General features: G+C 43.9%; 19 protein-coding genes and 7 tRNA genes. 19 read left to right on the top strand and 7 right to left on the bottom strand.

Annotation, left to right across the window (positions count from 1 at the left end):
* Window positions 1-34 precede the first annotated feature (34 nt).
* Entirely contained in the window at window positions 35-535 is a 501-nt protein-coding gene (locus C9I43_RS11410; RefSeq protein WP_076496391.1) for a zinc ribbon-containing protein, read from the top strand.
* 378 nt (window positions 536-913) lie between these two features.
* Here C9I43_RS11410 and lnt read toward each other — a convergent pair whose 3' ends face one another.
* The 5 genes from lnt to miaB form a co-directional block, all read right to left on the bottom strand.
* On the bottom strand, window positions 914-2,497 hold the full coding sequence (lnt, locus tag C9I43_RS11405; protein ID WP_107883528.1) for an apolipoprotein N-acyltransferase: 1,584 nt from the start codon (window positions 2,495-2,497) through the stop codon (window positions 914-916).
* Between the two features lie 6 nt (window positions 2,498-2,503).
* Window positions 2,504-3,379, bottom strand: coding sequence for a CNNM family magnesium/cobalt transport protein CorC (gene corC, locus C9I43_RS11400; protein WP_076496393.1), 876 nt, complete (start codon window positions 3,377-3,379; stop codon window positions 2,504-2,506).
* Between the two features lie 39 nt (window positions 3,380-3,418).
* Window positions 3,419-3,880, bottom strand: coding sequence for an rRNA maturation RNase YbeY (ybeY, locus tag C9I43_RS11395; protein WP_076496394.1), 462 nt, complete (start codon window positions 3,878-3,880; stop codon window positions 3,419-3,421).
* The gene (locus C9I43_RS11390) at window positions 3,870-4,919 is read right to left on the bottom strand and encodes a PhoH family protein (RefSeq protein ID WP_076496395.1); all 1,050 of its coding nucleotides are present in this window, start codon (window positions 4,917-4,919) and stop codon (window positions 3,870-3,872) included. Before C9I43_RS11390 ends, ybeY begins: the two co-directional genes overlap by 11 nt.
* Before the next feature lie 254 nt (window positions 4,920-5,173).
* Window positions 5,174-6,598: a tRNA (N6-isopentenyl adenosine(37)-C2)-methylthiotransferase MiaB gene (gene miaB / locus C9I43_RS11385; RefSeq protein ID WP_076496396.1), complete on the bottom strand. Its 1,425-nt coding sequence runs from the start codon at window positions 6,596-6,598 to the stop codon at window positions 5,174-5,176.
* Window positions 6,599-6,964: 366 nt separating this feature from the next.
* Here miaB and C9I43_RS11380 point away from each other — a divergent pair, with 366 nt between their 5' ends.
* The 10 genes from C9I43_RS11380 to C9I43_RS11335 all read left to right on the top strand — a co-directional run bounded on the left by C9I43_RS11380 (window position 6,965) and on the right by C9I43_RS11335 (window position 11,205).
* Window positions 6,965-8,197, top strand: a complete 1,233-nt coding sequence (locus C9I43_RS11380) for an FAD-dependent monooxygenase (protein ID WP_107883527.1) — start codon at window positions 6,965-6,967, stop codon at window positions 8,195-8,197.
* Window positions 8,198-8,349: 152 nt separating this feature from the next.
* Entirely contained in the window at window positions 8,350-8,937 is a 588-nt protein-coding gene (gene pth, locus C9I43_RS11375; RefSeq protein ID WP_076496398.1) for an aminoacyl-tRNA hydrolase, read from the top strand.
* Window positions 8,938-9,065: 128 nt separating this feature from the next.
* Window positions 9,066-10,157 carry a redox-regulated ATPase YchF gene (ychF, locus tag C9I43_RS11370; protein ID WP_076496399.1) on the top strand — a complete coding sequence of 364 codons (1,092 nt, stop codon included), beginning with the start codon at window positions 9,066-9,068 and terminating at the stop codon, window positions 10,155-10,157.
* A 208-nt stretch (window positions 10,158-10,365) separates the two neighbouring features.
* Window positions 10,366-10,442 (top strand) — tRNA-Met (locus C9I43_RS11365).
* Window positions 10,443-10,531: 89 nt separating this feature from the next.
* Window positions 10,532-10,616, top strand: a tRNA-Leu gene (locus C9I43_RS11360).
* A gap of 55 nt (window positions 10,617-10,671) precedes the next feature.
* Window positions 10,672-10,746, top strand: a tRNA-Gln gene (locus C9I43_RS11355).
* Window positions 10,747-10,776: 30 nt separating this feature from the next.
* Window positions 10,777-10,851: transfer RNA gene (locus C9I43_RS11350), tRNA-Gln, on the top strand.
* A 2-nt stretch (window positions 10,852-10,853) separates the two neighbouring features.
* Window positions 10,854-10,930: transfer RNA gene (locus C9I43_RS11345), tRNA-Met, on the top strand.
* 75 nt (window positions 10,931-11,005) lie between these two features.
* Window positions 11,006-11,090 (top strand) — tRNA-Leu (locus C9I43_RS11340).
* Window positions 11,091-11,130: 40 nt separating this feature from the next.
* Window positions 11,131-11,205 (top strand) — tRNA-Gln (locus C9I43_RS11335).
* Between the two features lie 360 nt (window positions 11,206-11,565).
* On the opposite strand, the gene C9I43_RS18955 is transcribed toward C9I43_RS11335, so the two are convergent.
* Window positions 11,566-12,372 carry a hypothetical protein gene (locus C9I43_RS18955; protein WP_146157135.1) on the bottom strand — a complete coding sequence of 269 codons (807 nt, stop codon included), beginning with the start codon at window positions 12,370-12,372 and terminating at the stop codon, window positions 11,566-11,568.
* Window positions 12,373-12,804: 432 nt separating this feature from the next.
* Between C9I43_RS18955 and C9I43_RS11320 the strand changes: the two genes are divergently transcribed.
* The 7 genes from C9I43_RS11320 (at window position 12,805) to secF (ending at window position 19,520) form a co-directional block, all read left to right on the top strand.
* Entirely contained in the window at window positions 12,805-13,401 is a 597-nt protein-coding gene (locus tag C9I43_RS11320) for a PepSY-associated TM helix domain-containing protein (RefSeq protein ID WP_107884124.1), read from the top strand.
* A 16-nt stretch (window positions 13,402-13,417) separates the two neighbouring features.
* Entirely contained in the window at window positions 13,418-13,930 is a 513-nt protein-coding gene (locus C9I43_RS11315) for a DUF2271 domain-containing protein (RefSeq protein ID WP_107883526.1), read from the top strand.
* A gap of 45 nt (window positions 13,931-13,975) precedes the next feature.
* Window positions 13,976-14,794 (top strand): DUF4198 domain-containing protein, encoded by an 819-nt coding sequence (locus C9I43_RS11310; RefSeq protein WP_107883525.1) that lies wholly within the window; start codon window positions 13,976-13,978, stop codon window positions 14,792-14,794.
* 320 nt (window positions 14,795-15,114) lie between these two features.
* Window positions 15,115-15,591, top strand: a complete 477-nt coding sequence (greA, locus tag C9I43_RS11305; RefSeq protein ID WP_076496403.1) for a transcription elongation factor GreA — start codon at window positions 15,115-15,117, stop codon at window positions 15,589-15,591.
* A gap of 377 nt (window positions 15,592-15,968) precedes the next feature.
* Entirely contained in the window at window positions 15,969-16,550 is a 582-nt protein-coding gene (locus tag C9I43_RS11300; RefSeq protein ID WP_373455342.1) for a hypothetical protein, read from the top strand.
* A gap of 223 nt (window positions 16,551-16,773) precedes the next feature.
* Window positions 16,774-18,588: a protein translocase subunit SecD gene (gene secD / locus C9I43_RS11295; protein WP_107883523.1), complete on the top strand. Its 1,815-nt coding sequence runs from the start codon at window positions 16,774-16,776 to the stop codon at window positions 18,586-18,588.
* Window positions 18,589-18,590: 2 nt separating this feature from the next.
* Window positions 18,591-19,520, top strand: coding sequence for a protein translocase subunit SecF (gene secF, locus C9I43_RS11290; protein ID WP_107883522.1), 930 nt, complete (start codon window positions 18,591-18,593; stop codon window positions 19,518-19,520).
* Window positions 19,521-19,623: 103 nt separating this feature from the next.
* Here secF and yhbY read toward each other — a convergent pair whose 3' ends face one another.
* On the bottom strand, window positions 19,624-19,923 hold the full coding sequence (gene yhbY / locus C9I43_RS11285) for a ribosome assembly RNA-binding protein YhbY (RefSeq protein ID WP_076496407.1): 300 nt from the start codon (window positions 19,921-19,923) through the stop codon (window positions 19,624-19,626).
* Between the two features lie 90 nt (window positions 19,924-20,013).
* On the opposite strand from yhbY, the gene rlmE reads away from it, so the two are divergent.
* The gene (rlmE, locus tag C9I43_RS11280) at window positions 20,014-20,643 is read left to right on the top strand and encodes a 23S rRNA (uridine(2552)-2'-O)-methyltransferase RlmE (RefSeq protein ID WP_076496408.1); all 630 of its coding nucleotides are present in this window, start codon (window positions 20,014-20,016) and stop codon (window positions 20,641-20,643) included.
* Window positions 20,644-20,646 lie beyond the last annotated feature (3 nt).

Raw genomic sequence — 20,646 nt, 5'->3', positions numbered from 1 at the left:
GTATTAAAAAGGTTCGTATGAAGGAGTATTGGTTATGAATGATAGAAGTAACGTGTTATTAGGACTGTATCAATCCTTAATTGCCGAAGTGAAATCTCAGTTTGCAGAAGATAACACTATGACTGTAAAGAATTTATTTAATTCTGTCACTCAAGGGAAAGAATTTTTACGCCTTAAAGAACAGGCTGGGGAAGATGAGCTAGCTTTAGTGGAACAATTTTTAAAGCGTGATATAGCGAGCTTTCTGCGTGAACAAAACGCTGATAGCTTTAGTCATAGCCCAACAGTTATCACTTTAGAGAATACGCTTTGGCATTGGCTCAGCGAAATAACCGACCGCAGTCAAGTAGAATGGCATGAGTTAACGCAAGACTTTAAGCATCATGGTTATTACCAGAGTGGCGATATTGTGAACCAAGGCATCATGGTATGCACTAACTGTGGCAATGAAATGAGTATTGAATTCCCAAGTACGATTTCTGATTGCCCTGAATGTGATAATGGAGAATTTACCCGCGAACCCCTCACGCCTTAATGAGCTTATTGTGTAGCAATAAAAAACGACGCATTTGCGTCGTTTTTTATATAAGAACTCGACGCTAGGACTTATTAACTACGTTACCTATCATCAACGAGTCAACCTTAGCGATTGATAACATATTGTGCCGCAGACTTACATCGCTGGCTTTGCTGGCTAGGTAATTGGGCGCTGTATAGGTTAGCGTGGTGGCTGTTTTAATGCTGGCTTGTAATTGGTTTAGAGTTTGTACCCAAACCTATTAACTTCAATCGATAAATTTAGACGCGGCAATCCCCGCCAAAATCCCAAGTACAATAATCATCATGACGAACTCAATTAAGCTAAAGCCTGCCGTTTATTTTTATTGACTTGGTCATATTGGTTTAAATCCTATTACCCTTTAAAACGTCGACCAAGGCCTAGTAAAACCAGTAAGCCGCAGACTATGAGTAATGGCGTTTGGCCTATTTTTGCAAACCAAGTTTGTCCTGTGACTAATGGAATCGTTGCGCTGAGTACGCCGGTTTCAAACTGGGGTAATGATGCGGTGATATTGCCATGTTCATCAACCACAGCCGTTACGCCATTATTGGTTGCCCGCAATAAAGGTCGTCCCAATTCAACAGCGCGCATTTGGGCGATTTCCATATGCTGTAATGGGCCGTTTGAGCTACCAAACCAAGCATCATTAGAGACAGTTAATAGGATATCGGTTCCTAGATTGACGCTGTCGCGTAATTGCTCAGGGAAGGCAATTTCATAACAAATGGCTGGCGCAATTTTATGGCCTAAGGCACTTAGATTTGGCTGTTGATATTCGCCTCTGGCAAAGGAGGACATAGGCAAATTAAAGAAAGGCGCAATCGGGCGCAACAGTGCTTCAAAAGGCACAAACTCGCCGATAGGCAATAGGTGATGTTTCTTAAATTGATTACTGCCATCGCCCTCATAATCTGGGCCTGTTTGTTGTTTTTGATTGTGATTACCAAGCACAATCAATGAATTATAAAACTTATTGTTTTGATGGCTAATAATGCCAGTAATGATTGATGTATGATTTAGATTGGCGACTTTATTGGCGTTATCTAAAAATTCTTGCACCATAGACTCGGGCGCAGGGATAGCGGCTTCTGGCCAAATAATGATATCGGCATCCAGATGTTCGCGGGATAAATCCATATATTTTAACAGTGTTGGCCATAGCGCGTCGGGTTCCCACTTCATGCTTTGGGGGATATTACCTTGCACCAGTGCCACTTTGACATTTTCACCCGTAGGATGAATGTTAGACTGTGTCGGTGTTATCCAAACGGCTAAAACACAGGCTAGCAGTACAAACAGTAAACTTTTATAACGCTTAACAAAGCACAAAGCCAATGCGCCAGCGAGCATTGCCAGCACAAAACTTAAGCCTAGTGCACCTATAATACTCGCAAGGGGTTTTAGCGGCCCTTGAGTTTGCGAGTAACCGGCCCATAACCAGGGGAAACCGGTCATCACCCAGCCGCGAGCCCACTCGGTTAAGGTCCACAGCGCGGGGAAGAGGGCTAGATTACGCCAAAGACTTAACTTGGTTGCACTATCATCACTATCATCGTTGTTGCACGTTTTGGTTAACCACGACAGTACTAAACCGGTTAGCGCGGGATATAAGGCTAAATACAAGGCTAGCAAGGCCATCAAGCCAACAGAGGCGATGAGCGGCATGCCACCAAAGACATCCATGCTTACATGTACCCAGCTGATTCCTATAGCAAAACAGCCAAATCCAAAGCTTAGCCAATAGTAAAAGCTCGCCTTCGTGCTAAGCATTCGGCTATGCCAGAGGGCAATGGCCATAGCAAACGGATAGATAATCCAAATGGAATAGGGCGCAAATGAAAGCGCCGTACTGGCGCCAAGGGCAAATGCCAGTATGAGTCTCAAAGCACAAGGTCGGGACTTTTGTTGGGCAAAAGCCCGAATTTGTTTAAGCACGAGTGATTAGTCTATGTCTTGGTTAGTATTAGTATCGGGGAGTTTAATTCTGAGTTGGATCAAACGTCTGGTATCAGCACTAATAACTTTAAATTCAATGCCTTCAATGTTGATGCTCTCGTTACGTTCAGGCAAATGGCCAAAGGCATGTGAGACTAAACCACCGACGGTATCAAACTCTTCATCACTAAATTCAGTATTGAATTCTTCATTGAAATCTTCGATTGGCGTTAAGGCTTTGACCATATAAACCGTGTTGCTTATTTTACGGATCTCGGTTTCTTCGGTGCTATCGTGGTCAAACTCATCTTCAATCTCGCCGACAATTTCTTCTAAAATATCTTCGATAGTCACCAGTCCCGATACGCCGCCATATTCATCGACCACGATCGCCATATGGTAACGTTGCGAGCGGAATTCTTTGAGTAGCACATCAACACGTTTGCTTTCTGGCACCACAACGGCAGGACGGATAACGCGTGAGAGAGAGAAAGGCTCGTCACTGTTAGAAAAACCATAAGGGATTAAATCTTTGGCCAGTAAAATACCTTCGATGTGGTCTTTATCTTCGTTGACGACAGGGAAGCGCGAATGGCCAGAACCTATTACAGTAGCCAGTAACTCTTCGACCGAGTTATCTATCTGGAGGGCGACAATTTGAGCTCTTGGGATCATAATATCCCGAACACGCATATCAGAAACATCTAATACACCTTTTATCATTTCGCGGGTGTCTTGGGTGATCAAATCGCGCATTTCTGCACCATCAATCACATCGACTAGATCTTCGCGATTTTGAGGTTCGCCCTGAAATAGCTGACTTACTCTATCAAACCAACTTTTTTTGTGGGCGTTTGTACTAGGGGGGGTGTCGTCGCTCATAGTTTTCTCATTAGCGTTGATAGGATTATCTTAGCTAATTTACTGTTCCTTATATGGGTTTGTAAAACCTAACGTTTCAACGAGCTGGATCTCTAAAGACTCCATCTCTTCAGCTTCTTCATCTTCAATGTGATCATAACCTAATAGATGCAAGCAGCCATGTATAACCATGTGTGCCCAGTGTGCCTCTAAGGTCTTTTGCTGTTCACGGGCTTCATTTTCAACGACAGCCGCACAAATAACAAGATCTCCGAGTAAAGGAAGATCAATTTCTGGCGGAGCCTCAAAGGGAAACGATAATACATTAGTCGGTTTATCTTTGCCGCGATAGGTATTATTGAGCATTTGGCTCTCGCGGTTATCAACGATTCGTATGGTGAGTTCAGCTTCATCCATACAATTGCCAATCGCAGTGCGAGCCCACAGCGTAAACTGCTCATCGGTGGGCAACCAGTCACTTGTGGCAGCATGTTGGATATCCAGTGCTAACTTAAGACTCATGTGCTGCGGTTTCCTGCTGTTGTTTTTGATACTGACTTTCTTTATGCGCTTTTAAGGTTTGTTCTTTTAAATCAAAGGCCTCATATGCCTCAACAATGCGCGCAACGATAGGGTGGCGTACCACATCTTGCGCGACAAAAAAGTTAAAGCTGATTTCTTCTACTTGGCTTAATACTTCAATAGCGTGGCGTAAGCCTGACTTTTGATGCTTAGGTAAGTCGGTTTGAGTAATGTCACCGGTGATCACTGCACGGGAATTAAAGCCTATGCGAGTTAAGAACATCTTCATTTGCTCTATGGTAGTGTTTTGACTTTCATCAAGAATAATAAAAGCATCATTTAAAGTACGACCACGCATGTAAGCCAGTGGTGCCACTTCGATGACATTTTTCTCGATTAAACGTTCTACTTTTTCAAAACCCAACATTTCAAATAACGCATCATAGAGTGGACGTAAATAAGGATCGACCTTTTGACTTAAATCACCGGGTAAGAAACCGAGTTTTTCACCGGCTTCGACCGCTGGACGGGTCAGTAAAATTCGGCGTACTTCTTGGCGCTCTAAGGCATCGACTGCCGCGGCTACCGCAAGGAAAGTTTTACCGGTTCCCGCAGGGCCTATACCAAAGGTAATGTCGTGGCGAGTGATATTAGCCACATATAAGCTTTGATTGGGGTTGCGTGGCTTAATGACACCTCGGCGGGTTTTGATATTGATACTGCTATCATCACTGTCGTCAGCTTGCTCTAAGGCGATAGCTTCTTGAATGGCGATATGTACTTGCTCAGGTTCAATATCGGGCGTACTGCCTTTAACCGTTTGGGTTTCAATATAGAGTTCTTTGAGCAAGTTATTAGCGCTTAAACAATTACGTGGCAGGCCAGTGATCTGAAAATGATTATTCTTGCGGACAATCTCAACACCGACACGACGTTCTATTTGTTTAATATTGTCATCTAATGGGCCACATAAAGAAGCTAAACGGCGAGTTTCTGCGGGTTCGAGATACAAGTTCATGGTGGTTAATTTACTGGACAAATAAGACTCCCAATCGCAAATAATAAAATGTAGGCACGATATTATTTCAGTATCGTTATATATCCTCAAACCAGCTTAACATACTGAAACCGCTATCTTGAGGACTTGAGTTATGCTGTCAGTTTACGAGCCGTAATTGATAATTGCTAACGGAAAATCGCAATCGATAGCGTTAATAATATAAAGTACAACAAAACAGAAGGGCGACAATGTCGCCCTTTTAGATATAGGTACGGTTTACGCTAATTTAAAGCCTATGGCTTAAATTGTGTCACACCTAGCTCATCATCTTGCTTATGCTTAGCTAAAATATCTGATGGGCGTAAGCTACGGCGTAGATCCATTTCATCTTCACCACGAACAAAAATACCGCGCAATGAGTTAGTGTAAACGTCAACAATTTCCACATCTACAAACGTGCCAATGTGCTTTGGTAGACCTTCAAAGTTCACTACTCGGCTATTTTCGGTACGGCCGCGCAGTTCCATTGGATTTTTTACCGACGGACCTTCAACCAGAATACGCTGTACTGTGCCCATCATATGGCGGCTGTAGCGCATAGCTTGCTGAGTAATACGGTCTTGCAAAATGGCGAGGCGCTGCTTTTTCTCTTCCATATCAACATTATCGGGTAAATCTGCTGCTGGTGTACCCGGACGTGCACTGTAGATAAAGCTAAAGCTGTGGTCGAAACCTATGTCTTCAATCAACTTCATGGTGTCGGCAAAGTCTTCTTTGGTTTCGCCAGGAAAACCAATGATGAAATCAGAGCTGATTTGAATGCCTTCGCGGGCTTTACGCAGACGGCGAATAATTGATTTATATTCAATCGCCATATGACCACGTTTCATTGCCGTTAGAATACGGTCAGAGCCCGATTGCACGGGTAAGTGTAAAAAGCTCACTAGCTCAGGGGTATCTTCGTAAACGTCGATAATATCCTGCGTAAATTCAATTGGGTGGCTAGTGGTAAAACGCAGTCGGTCAATGCCGTCAATTGCCGCGACATAACGCAGTAATTCTGCAAATGTACAGATAGCCCCATCATGGGTAGCGCCGCGATAAGCGTTCACGTTTTGGCCAAGCAGGTTCACTTCGCGCACACCTTGTTCCGCCAATTGGGCGATTTCAAGAATGATGTCGTCCGATGGACGGCTGACTTCTTCACCGCGCGTATAAGGTACGACGCAGAATGAACAATATTTACTGCATCCTTCCATGATCGATACAAACGCAGTTGGGCCTTCGGCGCGAGGCTCTGGCAGGCGATCGAATTTTTCGATTTCAGGGAAGCTGATATCAATAACAACTTTGTCACCACGACGAACTTGATCGATCATCTCTGGTAAACGGTGCAAAGTCTGTGGGCCAAAAATAATGTCAACACACTGGGCTCTGTCTTTAATCGCTTTACCTTCTTGCGAGGCAACGCAGCCGCCCACACCAATAATCAAATTGGGATTTTTATCTTTAAGCGTTTTCCAGCGCCCTAGCTGATGAAACACTTTTTCCTGCGCTTTTTCGCGGATAGAACAAGTGTTAAGCAAAAGGATATCTGCTTCAGACGCTTCGTCCGTCAAGGTGTAACCTTGATATTCGTTTAATAGATCAGCCATCTTGGATGAGTCATACTCATTCATTTGACAGCCCCAAGTCTTGATATGGAGTTTCTTACTCATCAGTTGTGTCGCCTAAGATGACCAATAAAAATAGCGCGACATTTTACCTGCAGTTACGGCTGCTGACTAGCTTTGTCCGCAATATTAGCCGTTGGCTTTTATAGTGCGTAATCCCCCTATAAATACTAGGTTTGATATGCTGACTGCGACACTGTTGTTCTAACTTGCTGAGCATTAAGGCTTTCCGCTTAAATCGAGGCAAGAATAGCGATTGTCTCACGGATTTTTATACTCAAACCACTCAATATTTCCGTGAAATCTTGAACTAAGGCATAATCGAACGGGTGCGATCGAACATGGGTTTAGGCAGTGTGGGATAAATCGCTTGAGTACATATAAAGGAAGGGCATTAGAGTGGTAACTAAGATGAGCCAGATTAAAGAGACCCGTGCAGCGTTGGCATCCGATGCGCTGCATTCTGACATTATCCGTTTCGATGTGATTTTAGTCGGTGGCGGTATGGTCGGCGCAGCGACGGCAATTGGTTTAGCCCAGCAGGGCTTGCAAGTGGCAGTAATCGAATCTTTCGCGCCAGAGACTTACGATGCGGAGCAGCCGTTAGATGTGCGCGTATCGGCGATTAGTGTCGCCTCTGAAGCATTACTTGAACGTCTTGGCGCCTTAGAATCACTACTTAACATGCGTAATGTGCCTTATCTTGGCTTAGAAACCTGGGAACTTGATGGCTGTATTACCCAATTTCACAGCGCACAAATTGGCGCCAGTCACTTAGGCCATATAGTAGAAAACCGTTTAGTCCAACTTGCACTTTGGCAACAGATGGCGCAACTGGATGGCATCGCCTTATATTGTCCAGATAAAGTAACGGCGTTTAGTCGCGATAGTGACGGCATCACTGTGCAGTTACAATCTGGGATCAAACTCGCGGCTAAGCTCCTAGTGGGCGCCGATGGTGCTAACTCGCAGGTGCGTCAATGGGCAGGAATTGGTATTTCAGGTTGGGACTATGCCCAGTCGGCCATGCTTATCAATATCAGCACAGCGCAAGGCCAGCAGGATGTGACTTGGCAACAGTTTACACCCCAAGGGCCACGGTCCTTACTACCGTTGCCCGGCAATAATGCTTCGCTGGTGTGGTACGACGATGCCAATCGAATAAAACAGTTAATGCAGCTTAATCACAAACAGCTTGCTGAGCAGATAAGAGTGCATTTTCCCGCGCGTTTGGACGCTGACTTTACCGTTGACAATAAAGGCAGTTTTAGCCTCACTCGTCGCCATGCTCAGCGTTACTACAGTGATAATATCGTCATTTTAGGCGATGCGGCTCACACCATCAATCCGTTAGCTGGCCAAGGAGTTAACCTAGGTTTTAAGGATGTAGAAGCATTTGTAGCGGTCATAAAAGACGCGTTAGCTCAAGACAAAATGTGGTGGTCAAACGAAGTGCTTGCCCAATATCAGCGCCAGCGTTATCGCGATAACCAACTGATGATGACAGCGATGGACTTGTTCTACGCAGGGTTTAGCAACGATATTCTGCCACTTAAGCTACTACGTAATGGCGCGTTAAAGCTGGCAAATATCAATTCACCGATCAAAAAGACTGTGCTCAAGTATGCAATGGGGCTTAATTAATTCTGAGTTGTGCGGTGTTCTTACCCTGTGGGTTGACGTGACATTTGTTGACTGGGGCTTTGAGTGCTAAAATGCCGCGTTTTTAGTAGCTATAGTCAGTTCAGTCGATACTTTGCGCGACGGGCTTTGACGAAATAACGATATTGAGTGCCATGAGCGAAATAAAATTAATCGTGGGTCTGGCGAACCCAGGCGCCGAATATGCACAGACTCGTCATAATGCCGGTGCTTGGTACGTACTTGAGTTGGCTCGAATTTGCGGCGCGACTTTGGTGGCCGACAGTAAGTACTTTGGGTTAACAGCTAGAGTCGTGTTGCACGGTAAAGATGTCCGTTTATTGATCCCTACCACTTATATGAATCTAAGTGGTAAAGCGGTTGGCGCATTAGCGAATTTTTTTCGCATTTTGCCAGAAGAAATTCTAGTCGCACATGATGAGCTCGATTTACCGCCTGGCGTGGCTAAATTCAAACTCGGTGGTGGCCATGGCGGCCATAATGGTTTGAAAGATATTATTGCTAAATTGGCTAATGATAAAAACTTCTACCGTTTACGTTTGGGTATCGGCCATCCCGGTGATAAAAACCAAGTGAGTGGTTACGTACTAGGTAAAGCGCCTGCCAAAGAGCAAGAGCTTATCGAGGCGGCGATAGATGAAGCTGTGCGCGCCACTGAAATATTGTTCAAGCAAGACATGGTTAAAGCCATGAACAGATTACACGCTTTTAAAGCGGAATAGGTTTTGCGTTAAGTGAAACTTGCGTTAAGCAAATTAATCATTCAGTAATGTGCTGCCACAGGGCAGCACAACTAAAACTCGCTGATGAGTGTGACTTGTCAGCCAATAATTGAGAGAAAGGTAAGCATATGGGTTTTAAATGCGGCATTGTTGGTCTTCCTAACGTAGGCAAATCGACGCTTTTTAATGCGTTAACTCAGGCAGGTATCGAAGCGGCAAACTTCCCGTTTTGTACTATCGAACCTAACACGGGTGTTGTGCCTGTGCCAGATCCACGTCTAGATGCGTTAGCGGCGATTGTGAACCCACAACGAGTGCTGCCAACAACCATGGAGTTTGTCGATATTGCAGGTTTAGTGGCGGGCGCATCTAAAGGCGAAGGCTTAGGTAACAAATTCCTCGCTAACATCCGCGAAACTGACGCGATTGGTCATGTTGTACGTTGTTTTGATGATGACAATATAGTGCACGTTGCTAACAAGGTTGATCCCGCTGGTGATATCGAAGTGATTAACACTGAATTAGCTTTAGCAGACTTAGATAGCTTAGAGCGCGCGGTACAACGTCAGCAAAAGCGTGCTAAAGGTGGCGATAAAGACGCTAAATTTGAAGTAGACGTATTAGAAAAAATGCGCCCGATTTTAGATGAAGCGAAAATGCTGCGTTCAATGGATTTATCCAAAGAAGAACTAGATGCTGTAGCTTATCTGAACTTCTTAACCTTAAAACCAACTATGTATATCGCAAACGTGGCAGAAGACGGTTTTGAAAATAACCCACATCTTGATGCCGTGCGTGCGATTGCGGCGACTGAGAACGCGATTGTCGTTCCAGTATGCGCCGCGATTGAATCTGAACTTGCCGAAATGGAAAGTGAAGAACGCGAAGAGTTTATGGCGGATTTAGGTTTAGAAGAACCCGGTCTTGATCGCGTTATTCGTGCTGGTTATGAATTACTTAATCTGCAAACCTATTTTACCGCGGGCGTAAAAGAAGTACGTGCTTGGACTGTGCCCGTTGGTGCGAGTGCTCCGCAGGCCGCAGGTGTGATCCATACCGATTTCGAACGTGGTTTTATTCGTGCCCAAGTGATGTCATTTGATGACTTCATTGCCCATAAAGGCGAAGCAGGTGCGAAAGAAGCGGGTAAATTACGTGTAGAAGGTAAAACCTATATTGTTAAAGATGGCGATGTAATGCATTTCCTCTTTAACGTATAACGACGACTGTATAAGCTATTAGTATTGAAAAGTTAAGCTAAGTACGAGTAATAGTGCGTTATTTAGCACATCTGTTGCTCAGTTTGGTGAAGTAATAGCCGAACAGCTTAGCCTAAGGGAAATAGCGGAAAAAAGCTGTTGACCTAGATACCTCGAATAAGCATAATACGCCCCGTTCCTCGCTGAGAGGGGCGCGTAATATTAAAGTGGCAATGTAGCTCAGTTGGTTAGAGCACAGCACTCATAATGCTGGGGTCGCAGGTTCAAATCCCGCCATTGCTACCATTATATGAATAGTGTTGTACAACATTCACTTAATGAAATACTACACATTGACGGTAACGTTCATCTTTCTAGATGTTAAACAGAGCAGTGCGGGAATGGTGAAATTGGTAGACACGCCAGATTTAGGTTCTGGTGCCGCAAGGTGTGAGAGTTCAAGTCTCTCTTCCCGTACCATTTAAAATGTAATTTAGAAATATCGGCAATAGCGGATGTTTGTAACAGAGTTAGTTGGGGTATCGCCAAGCGGTAAGGCACTGGGTTTTGATCTCAGCATACCTAGGTTCGAATCCTAGTACCCCAGCCATTTTTCTGAGTTTTAAGCGTTAAGTAGTTTTGGGGTATCGCCAAGCGGTAAGGCACTGGGTTTTGATCTCAGCATACCTAGGTTCGAATCCTAGTACCCCAGCCATTGGCAATGTAGCTCAGTTGGTTAGAGCACAGCACTCATAATGCTGGGGTCGCAGGTTCAAATCCCGCCATTGCTACCATATTTAGCTCTATTAAAGTCATTTAACAGAGAAAAATCCAAAGTTGTTGAGTAAACAATTTTGGTACATTTTGATGCGGGAATGGTGAAATTGGTAGACACGCCAGATTTAGGTTCTGGTGCCGCGAGGTGTGAGAGTTCAAGTCTCTCTTCCCGTACCATCAAAATGCAATCTTCGATAGAAGATTAAAAACAGTTTATTGGGGTATCGCCAAGTGGTAAGGCACTGGGTTTTGATCTCAGCATTCCAAGGTTCGAATCCTTGTACCCCAGCCAAAGTTAAAAAGCCTGTCTTCGGACAGGCTTTTTGCTTTCTGGCTTTTCACTATTTACTATTTACTACCATTTTATTCTACTATTTTGTTTTTGCGTTTTCATTTGTTTAATTGCCTCCTTTACCAACATTTATTAATAGATTATTCCTCTCTGTTGTTATGTTTATGCCACCTTTATCGGGTTGATAGATGCTTAGCTTAATAGAGAATATATTGAGTATGGCTGGAATTTCAATACAGGTTAGTGCTGAGGTAACCAGGGTTTGATGATCAAATAAGGATATTGAGCAGTGGAGTCGATGCATAGATAAAACAACAAACACCACAGTACCTTTTCTATTCGGTACTGTGGTTATTCGTTTTATGGCTTTTTAACTTCAACAACAGGTAGTGATTTTATTTCTGCTGGAACCGCTGGAACCGCTGGAACCGCTGGAACCGCTGGAACCGCTGGAACCGCTGGAACCGCTGGAACCGCTGGAACCGCTGGAACCGCTGGAACCGCTGGCATTGCAGGTGCTGTGGGTTTTGCCGCTGATTCAGTGATATTGGTTGGCATTGCTGCTTCCTCCATTACTGTCTCTTTTACATCAGCAACACCTTGAGCGGCGTTAACACCGTCCGCGTCAGGTATTGCTAACTGTTGCTGCACTTGGCTGGTGCCTGCCTCCAATGCTTTTTGTTGTAACTTCTGTGGATCGGTATAGTCGGCTAATTCTTTTGGCCAACTCGGAACCAATTTTTCTGTTTGATTACTCAATTGTTCTGAGATGATTAAAGGCGCACCGCCTTTCATTAGCATTACGGCCATTTGATTAGTATCAGAGTTCCATACGAGGCCTGCTTTTTCTGCCATCTCGGGGATCGGAGTATAAGTCGATACTAAATAGATAAGCGGACCTTCTTGCTGAATTTTGTCGGCGGTTTTGAGTAAAGACAATGTAGTGTCGTAATTTTTACCCAGTAATTCTCGCATACGGTTTTTGATCAACGGTTGTTCAAATAAGCCGACATCATTGGGGTCTAAACCAACCAGCGGTTTGAGTAAGGCCCACATTAGTTGACCTTGGGGTGACATTAATAATAACGGAGCAACACAGGCGTTGAGCATTAACGCTAACCACACAATGTGTAAGCAACGTATTTTTTTGAGCAAAGATGTACTCAAGATAATAATTCCTTGGGGGCACCAGCAAGTCGCCGGCGGCGGATTGTAGCCGATTGGCATGAGGTAAACGATAGGGGGTTAAAAGTAAATATTAAACCCGAAATGCTTCTTCAATGTTAATTTTTATCTCTATGAATTTAATCAATATTTATAAATGTTACCTTAGATGATTTACGACTAATTTAATCAACTATGATAGATTTTGAATGCTAAATGTTGTTTTGCCTGTAAGCGCTTTATTTTTAATAATTATTTCTTAGCGGCTTTAGAAGTGTAAAGTTTGTAAAGATTGTTCTGTTTGATAATCGATCTCATTTAATCTCACCGTATTAAATTAGTTTAATGCGACTTATCTAAACCAGTAAGCAGCATAGATAAAAGCAATCAAGTCGGTATTATGCATGCCTTGTGGTTGCCTTTGAGATTGTGTCATTGAAATTAAGAGTTAGTAAGTCGTCTTTATCTTTTGCCCGCATTATCCATGTGTACGTGTCTATGGCCTTGCTGTTGCTGATGCTGTTTTTCGCAGTAACCGGTATCACACTGAATCATCCTAATTGGTTTTCCCAATCTGATCAGGAACCTGTGCGTGAGCAAGCCGTTATTCCTAGCTATTTACAACCCTATGCTACCGAAGATCCACAGTGGCGATTGGCTGCTGGGCATTGGTTAAAAAGCGAGTGGGCGATGGATATTAGCACTGCCGATATTGCTGAGGATGAAATTAGCTTAGTCAGTAAAGGACCCGGTACCTACCGCAGCGTGACACTGGACTTACTCGATGGTAAAGCTTATATCGAAACCTTAGATTACGGTGCTGTAGCCGTGCTTAATGATTTGCACAAAGGCCGTAATACTGGCATTGCCTGGGCTTGGATACTGGATCTCAGCGCTGTACTGATTATTCTATTTTCACTTACAGGCGCATATTTGTTGTTACCTCAAACTAAGCGCCTTAAAAAGTCATTGCTATACATGGTGTTGGTAAGCAGTGGCTGTGGGCTGGTATATATTTATTTTGTTCCATAAGGAGTTTCAATCGAACATGCGTCATCTTATTCGTATCATTGCAGTGAGTGCTTTATTTGCCAGTTCTGCTGTATTGGCAGCCCCTAAACTGACCGTCGATTTGACGTTACCTGAGATTACTGAAGGCCAATATCATAGACCTTATGTGGCCGTTTGGGTTGAGGACGCTAAAGGACAACCAGTTAAAACCTTGAGTCTTTGGGTGTGGGATGAAGGCCATAAATGGTTAAAGGATATCCGCCGTTGGTGGCGTAAAGCGGGTCGCGAAGATATGAGTTTTGTCGATGGCATAGCATCGGCTACCCGTCCTGCTGGTCACTACAAAATTGATTGGGATCTAAAAGATGAGTCAGGGAAATCAGTCACACTTGGCACTTACACAGTATTTATTGAAGTGGTGCGTGAGCATGGTGGCCGTGACTTAGTGCGTCAAAACATAGATTTAGCTGCGGGAGACTTTACTTCACAGTTACCCGCAACCACAGAAACGGGCGTTATCGACATACGCTTAAGCGGTATGGCTCACTGAGCCACTACAGTTGGTTGTTTAACTTCTTTAATTTAAGGGAAAAAGATGAAATTACGTCTTGTGGCATTATTAGGTACGCTGTGTGTTAGTCCATTGGCTAGCAGCCATGATCGATGGATTTTACCTAGTCATTTTAACGTTTCTGCAGAAAGCCAAGAAACAGTGTGGATCACCTCTGATGTATCGGCCAGTAATCAAGTGTTTATGATGGATAAGCCTGTTACTGCCAGTGATGTGCGTATATCACTACCAAGTGGCGATTCAATTTCCCCTAGTTCAAGTTACACCGGTGGACGTAAATCGGTATTTGATGTGCAGCTGACTCAAGATGGGACTTATAAGTTTGAAAAAGAAGTCACACCGCGCTACTTCTCTCGCTATAAAGTGAAAGGAAAAGAAGGTTTTGTGCGTAGTCGTTTAGATAAAAAAGCAACGGCAGCCATAATGCCTAAAGATGCCTATGAGTTAGAAGGATCTTTAAACGTGTCACGAGTGGAAACCTACGTCACTCGAAATAAACCAACTGACAAAGTATTAGCTGCAAAGGGCGAATTTTTAGAATTAGTCCCAGTGACTCATCCAGCTGATATCGTCGAGAATGAACCCGCTACTTTGCAGTTTGTGTATGATGGTAAGCCAGTTGCTGGCGTCAGTGTTGCTATTATTAAAGACGATAGTGTGTATCGTAACAAACCTGAAGAGATGGAATTAACATCTGATAAAGATGGTAAAGTGGCAATGACCTTGCCTACTGCTGGGCGTTATCTTTTACATGCTTCAATTGAACGCCCAAGTTCAGATAAAATCCTTGCCGATAAAACGGTCAGTGAAATATTTTTAACGTTTGAAGCTGGTTTAGAATAGTTATGTATTTGTTGCTATAACCAGACTCTGCTTTATATTTAATGCCCACGGAGCTTTGTAGCGAGTGGGCATTTTTGCATTTAATAGCACACATATCAGTGATGATTAATTGACGAGCCATTTTTTATTTTATCTGGTTCGCGGATTTAGATTTCATTACTGGTAACTGGGTTTAAGGTTGGGTAAGCTGCTTAACTGCATTGTTGTTGATGCATCAAAAGCGCATAACGATTAGAATAGCGCAATTCCACCCCCATTTGACTGTGTTGACCTTAGCGTCGACACGGGTTGCTTTTGTTTTAAAGGAGACGAAAGAAGCTATGACTAAGGTTCCTATGACAGTTGTCGGTGCAGAGCAGCTGCGTAAAGAGTTAGATATTCTCAAGTTTGAGCGCCGCCCAAAAATCACAGAAGCGATTGCCTCAGCGCGAGAGCTTGGCGATTTAAAAGAAAATGCGGAATATCATGCTGCTCGCGAAGACCAAGGGATTTGTGAAGCTCGTATCCGTGATATTGAGGGTAAGTTATCTAACGCACAAATTATCGATGTCGCTAAAATGGTGAATAACGGCCGAGTGATTTTTGGTGCAACTGTGACGATTTTAAACCTTGATACTGATGTTGAAGTCACCTATCGCATAGTCGGTGATGACGAAGCGAATATTAAAGAAAATCTGATTTCGGTCAATTCACCGATTGCCCGTGGCTTAGTGGGCAAAAATGAGGGTGACGAAGTGTCTATTACTACCCCTGGTGGCGTGACAGATTACGAAATTATCTCAGTACAGTATTTATAATTTGCTGATGATATCGTGAGTGTGAGTCACGAATTATCCAAAACCGCCCTAGGGCGGTTTTTTTGTTATTGGCAAGCCTAACTTATCTTGTTGCTTAATACTTGAGTTGAAGGCTTACGCTTAGTGCTTTAATTTAAGTTTTTTAATGATGGCGATCGCGTTTAGATAAGATGGACAAAGATTAATTTGTCTCTAGATGGACTTTTATCTAAGCTGCAATTCTAGCAAAATCAGCATAATTATTGTGTGTTGCTTGTACCTTAGTTGCGAATTGTTGATTTTACGTCAATTTAGCAGAGCCATTTATCTAGACCGGCGGTTGAGTACCAAACAGTTAAGTTTTAACGAGTATTGTTCGTTTTATTAAGAGGCACGTTTTGGTTAAACATTGGCGTACGGGATTAATGTTAGTTTGCGTGGCGATCATGTTGATTGCACACTCGGCTAGCTATTCGCCAAAAATCTATAGTCAAAAAACATATGTACAGCAAAGTGATTCTGCTAGCCATAGTGTTCAGCTGGATTCGGTTAGGCTTGATAACAAGACCAAAGCGCTAAACTCAGCTAATACAAGCGCGATAACCCAATCGGATGCACAGGTTGTTAAAAGCTGCGGTGCATTGAACAACAATGTTACTGATGCCAGCAGTGTCGATTCAGCAACCACCTTGCCAATACCCTGCTCAAACTCCGATTATGTGAGCCACTCAGATGACTTAAATTTTGCTCCTATAAATTCGTCACGATTTATTAGCCTTGCACAGCATGATATGCGCGAGGTTAAACCTACTTATTTACTTGCAGTAGATTTTACTGTTGAGTCTACGCCTAATTTGATTGAGCCAATTAATGTGGATATCACATCTGATTGGACGCTTGCTGCTGCATCTTCCCCCGCCCGTATATCGGGTTGGAAAGTCTCAAACCTTCAATATCGATTTAGCCAACAAGCCGCTTAACTCGCCTATTTAGGTGTGCTGTCGACTGGAGTTTGCTCCCGTTGAGCTTGCATGCCATTGCATTTTTGTTCTTACCGAAACGCTTTACGGCTTAATTCGCCGTAATGATTTGAGTTTATCAAGCTTAGTTTGCTGGTACTCAATGGCTTGTTTCGTAATGATATCAATATGTTCGCCTAAAACTTTGATGAAAGTACTAGGCGATAAATAACGAGTTAATCCCATGGAAATAAAATCCAATAAACGACTGCTAAATCATTATTCAGCTTGGAAATACCTAGTCCTCATTGTCAGCCTTATAGTGATGTTATTCAGTGCCTTGCCTACATTGTATGGTGAGGATGCAGCGGTGCAAGTGGGGGCTAAGGCAGGGTTAACACTCGCGCCGGTAGCACTTCGAGATAAGCTGCAAGCGGAAGGCGTGACGGTGAAACGTATCGACCAGAAGGATGGCGAAACCCTGATTGTCCTTGATGAGGATAATCAACAAACCTTAGTCAAAACCTTGCTTTCGTCTATGGTTACAGAGCCAAAAGAGTTGACCTTATCCCTTGCCAGTGCTGCGCCAAGTTGGTTGCAAAACTTAGGTTTTCAGCCAATTAAACTCGGACTCGACTTACGCGGTGGCGTGCAGTTTTTACTTGATGTGGATATTGAGCCTGTATACCAAACACAGGCTGAGGCACTGGTCGATTCGCTACGCCAATTTATTCGTGAGCAAAAAATTCGTGGCACGAGTGTCCATTTAGATCAAGACAACCAGTTAAACCTCACTTTGCCTGATAACGATGCCCGTGCCGCTGTGCGGCAGATGATGAAAGAATCATATCCTAATTGGCTATTATCTAACCTTGATGGCGCAAGTTTACAGATTAAGTTGAGCCAAGAAGAACAAATAAAACTGCGTAATTTAACCGTACAACAAAACTTGCAGGTGATGCGCAGCCGTATTGAAGAACTCGGTATTACTGAAGCATTAGTGCAGCGCCAGGGCGATCATAGAATTCGGATTGAGTTACCCGGCATACAAGATCCCGCAGCTGCAAAAAATGTGATTGGTGCAACGGCGAGTTTGGCCTTTTTCGAGGTGAAAGAGTCGGGCTCGGTAAATGCAATGGTGCTCAATGACCAGTCGGGTAAGCCTATTTATGTGAGCCGCACGCCCGTGCTTGGCGGCGATCATATTATTGATGCGAGGGCGAGTTTAGGTGAGATGGGCATGGCCGAGGTGAATATTAATCTTGACCGCGTCGGTGGGCAGAAAATGTCTGAGTTTTCCCGAACTAATATCGGCAAACCTATGGCGACGTCTTACAGCGAATACAGCCGTGATGAGCAAGGTAAGGCCAAGCAAATTCAAGAAATCATTAGTGTTGCGACCATTCAATCGCAGCTGGGCGATCGTTTCCGCATCACTGGCGCTGGCACCTATCAAGAAGCGCAGCAATTAGCCTTACTGCTGAGGGCGGGCTCAATGACAGCACCAGTAACGATTGTTGAAGAGCGCACTATTGGCCCAACACTGGGGGCTGAAAACATTGCAAATGGCTTTGCCGCGCTCGGTTTAGGAATGGGCATTACCTTGTTATTTATGGCGCTTTGGTATCGCCGTCTGGGTTGGGTGGCAAACATAGCGCTGATCTCTAACATGGTGATCCTGTTTGGCCTGTTGGCGCTAATTCCTGGTGCAGTATTAACGTTACCCGGTATTGCCGGCTTGGTACTAACGGTTGGTATGGCGGTCGATACCAATGTACTAATTTTCGAGCGGATAAAAGATAAGTTAAAGGAAGGCCGCAGTTTTGCACTGGCAATTGATACGGGCTTTGATAGTGCGTTTTCTACTATTTTTGATGCTAATTTCACCACGATGATCACCGCCGTGGTGCTGTATTCCATCGGTAATGGCCCAATCCAAGGTTTTGCCTTGACCCTAGGTCTAGGCCTATTAACCAGCATGTTTACCGGTATCTTTGCCTCAAGAGCGTTGATCAACTTAGTTTATGGACGTGATGCTAGTCGTCATGTGAGGGTATAAGTATGAAGAATATCAATTTAATGGGTCATTTAACTCTGTGGCGCTATGGCTGTAGCGCTATCTCGATTTTGCTGATGATAATGTCATTAACCATTATCGGTGTGAAAGGGTTTAACTGGGGGCTAGATTTTACCGGCGGCGTAGTCACTGAAATTCAGCTCGATAAAAAAATTACCAGTAGTGAGTTACAGCCTTTGCTTAACGCCGCCTATCAGCAAGATGTTACAGTGATTTCGGCCAGTGAGCCGGGGCGTTGGGTACTGCGTTACGCTGATATCATTAGTACAGATATGAACACAGCCGATGCTGAGCAAAGTCATGTCGATATTCAGCAAGTGTTAGCGCCGCTTCACTCTGAAGTACAAGTACTTAATAGCAGCATTGTGGGGCCGCAGATTGGCCAAGAGTTGGCGGAGCAGGGTGGCTTGGCACTGTTAGTCGCAATGCTGTGTATTTTAGGTTACCTAAGTTATCGCTTTGAATGGCGGCTTGCATCTGGCGCTTTGTTTGCGCTATTGCATGACGTGGTCTTTGTATTGGCATTTTTTGCACTGACTCAAATGGAGTTTAATCTAACGATATTGGCAGCAGTGCTAGCTATTTTAGGTTATTCCTTAAATGATTCGATCATCATTGCTGACCGCATTCGTGAATTATTGATTGCTAAGCCAAAGCTTTCGATCCAAGAGATTAATAATCAAGCGATTATGGCGACATTTTCCCGCACTATGGTGACATCAGGGACAACTTTAATGACAGTGGGTGCGCTGTGGATTATGGGTGGTGGGCCATTGGAAGGTTTTTCAATTGCGATGTTTATTGGCATCTTAACCGGTACGTTTTCTTCTATTTCTGTTGGCACCTCATTACCTGAATTTTTAGGTTTAACGCCTGAGCATTATAAAGCACAAATTATCTCTGACGCGCCTTAGCCATTATTGTTGGACGAAAGCCAAAAACGTAAATTAACCGCAAATACAAAGAAGCCACTCAAATGAGTGGCTTCTTTGTTGACACAATAAAAATCAAGAAAAATTACTTTGCCTTTGGCAAAGCAACTTTCATTTCTGGTGATTGACGATAAATCACCAGAATATGACCAATAAGTTGCACTTTTGCAGATTGAGTTTCACGTACTATGGCATCAACGATGGCATTTTTTAGCTCTCTGTCAGCAGAGGCTACTTTCACTTTAATCAATTCATGATAAGCGAGTGCGCTTTCAATTTCAGCGAGTACACCTTCAGTCAATCCATTGGCACCAAGCAGCACCACTGGCTTTAGCATGTGTGCTAAGCCTTTTAAATGCTGTTTTTGTTTGGTTGTTAAGTTCATTTCTACCAACTTTTGCTGAGTTACTGTTGAAAAGCGGCTATTCTACCCTTATATAACCCTTGTGTAACTCTCAATTGTTGCGGATTTTAAATGTCAGGTAAAAAACGTACGGCCAGTTCCAATCGCTGGATGCTAGAACACTTTGATGATCATTATGTTAAACTCGCACAGAAAATGGGGTTACGATCTCGCGCTGCGTTTAAGCTTGAGGAAATCCAACAAAAGGATCAACTTATTCGTCAAGGTATGACAGTCGTTGACCTCGGGGCCGCGCCAGGAGGCTGGTCTCAGGTGGCGGTTAAGTTAGCGGGAGATAAAGGTAAGGTCATCGCCTGTGACATTTTGCCAATGGATCCCATCGTTGGGGTAGACTTTTTGCAAGGGGATTTTCGTGAAGATAAAGTCCTTCAAGCATTGCTTACCCGTGTCGGTGACGCTAAGGTTGACGTTGTGTTATCTGACATGGCGCCTAATATGAGCGGTTCAGATGGCGTCGATCAGCCGCGCGCCATGTATTTGGTGGAATTAGCGTTAGATATGTGTCATCAAGTTTTGGCACCCAACGGCTGTTTTGCGGTGAAAGTCTTTCAGGGGGAGGGCTTTGACGAATACATGAAAGCGGTAAAAGAAGCGTTTAAAGTAGTTAAAACACGTAAACCGGACTCTTCGCGGGCGCGTTCCCGTGAAGTCTATCTTGTGGCGACTGGATACAAGTTGTAGTAA

This window comes from Shewanella morhuae, assembly GCF_003028295.1.
GTDB classification, from domain to species: Bacteria; Pseudomonadota; Gammaproteobacteria; order Enterobacterales; family Shewanellaceae; genus Shewanella; species Shewanella morhuae.
Note: the sequence above shows the minus strand (reverse complement) of the source record. Positions and strands in the feature narration are given on the sequence as shown.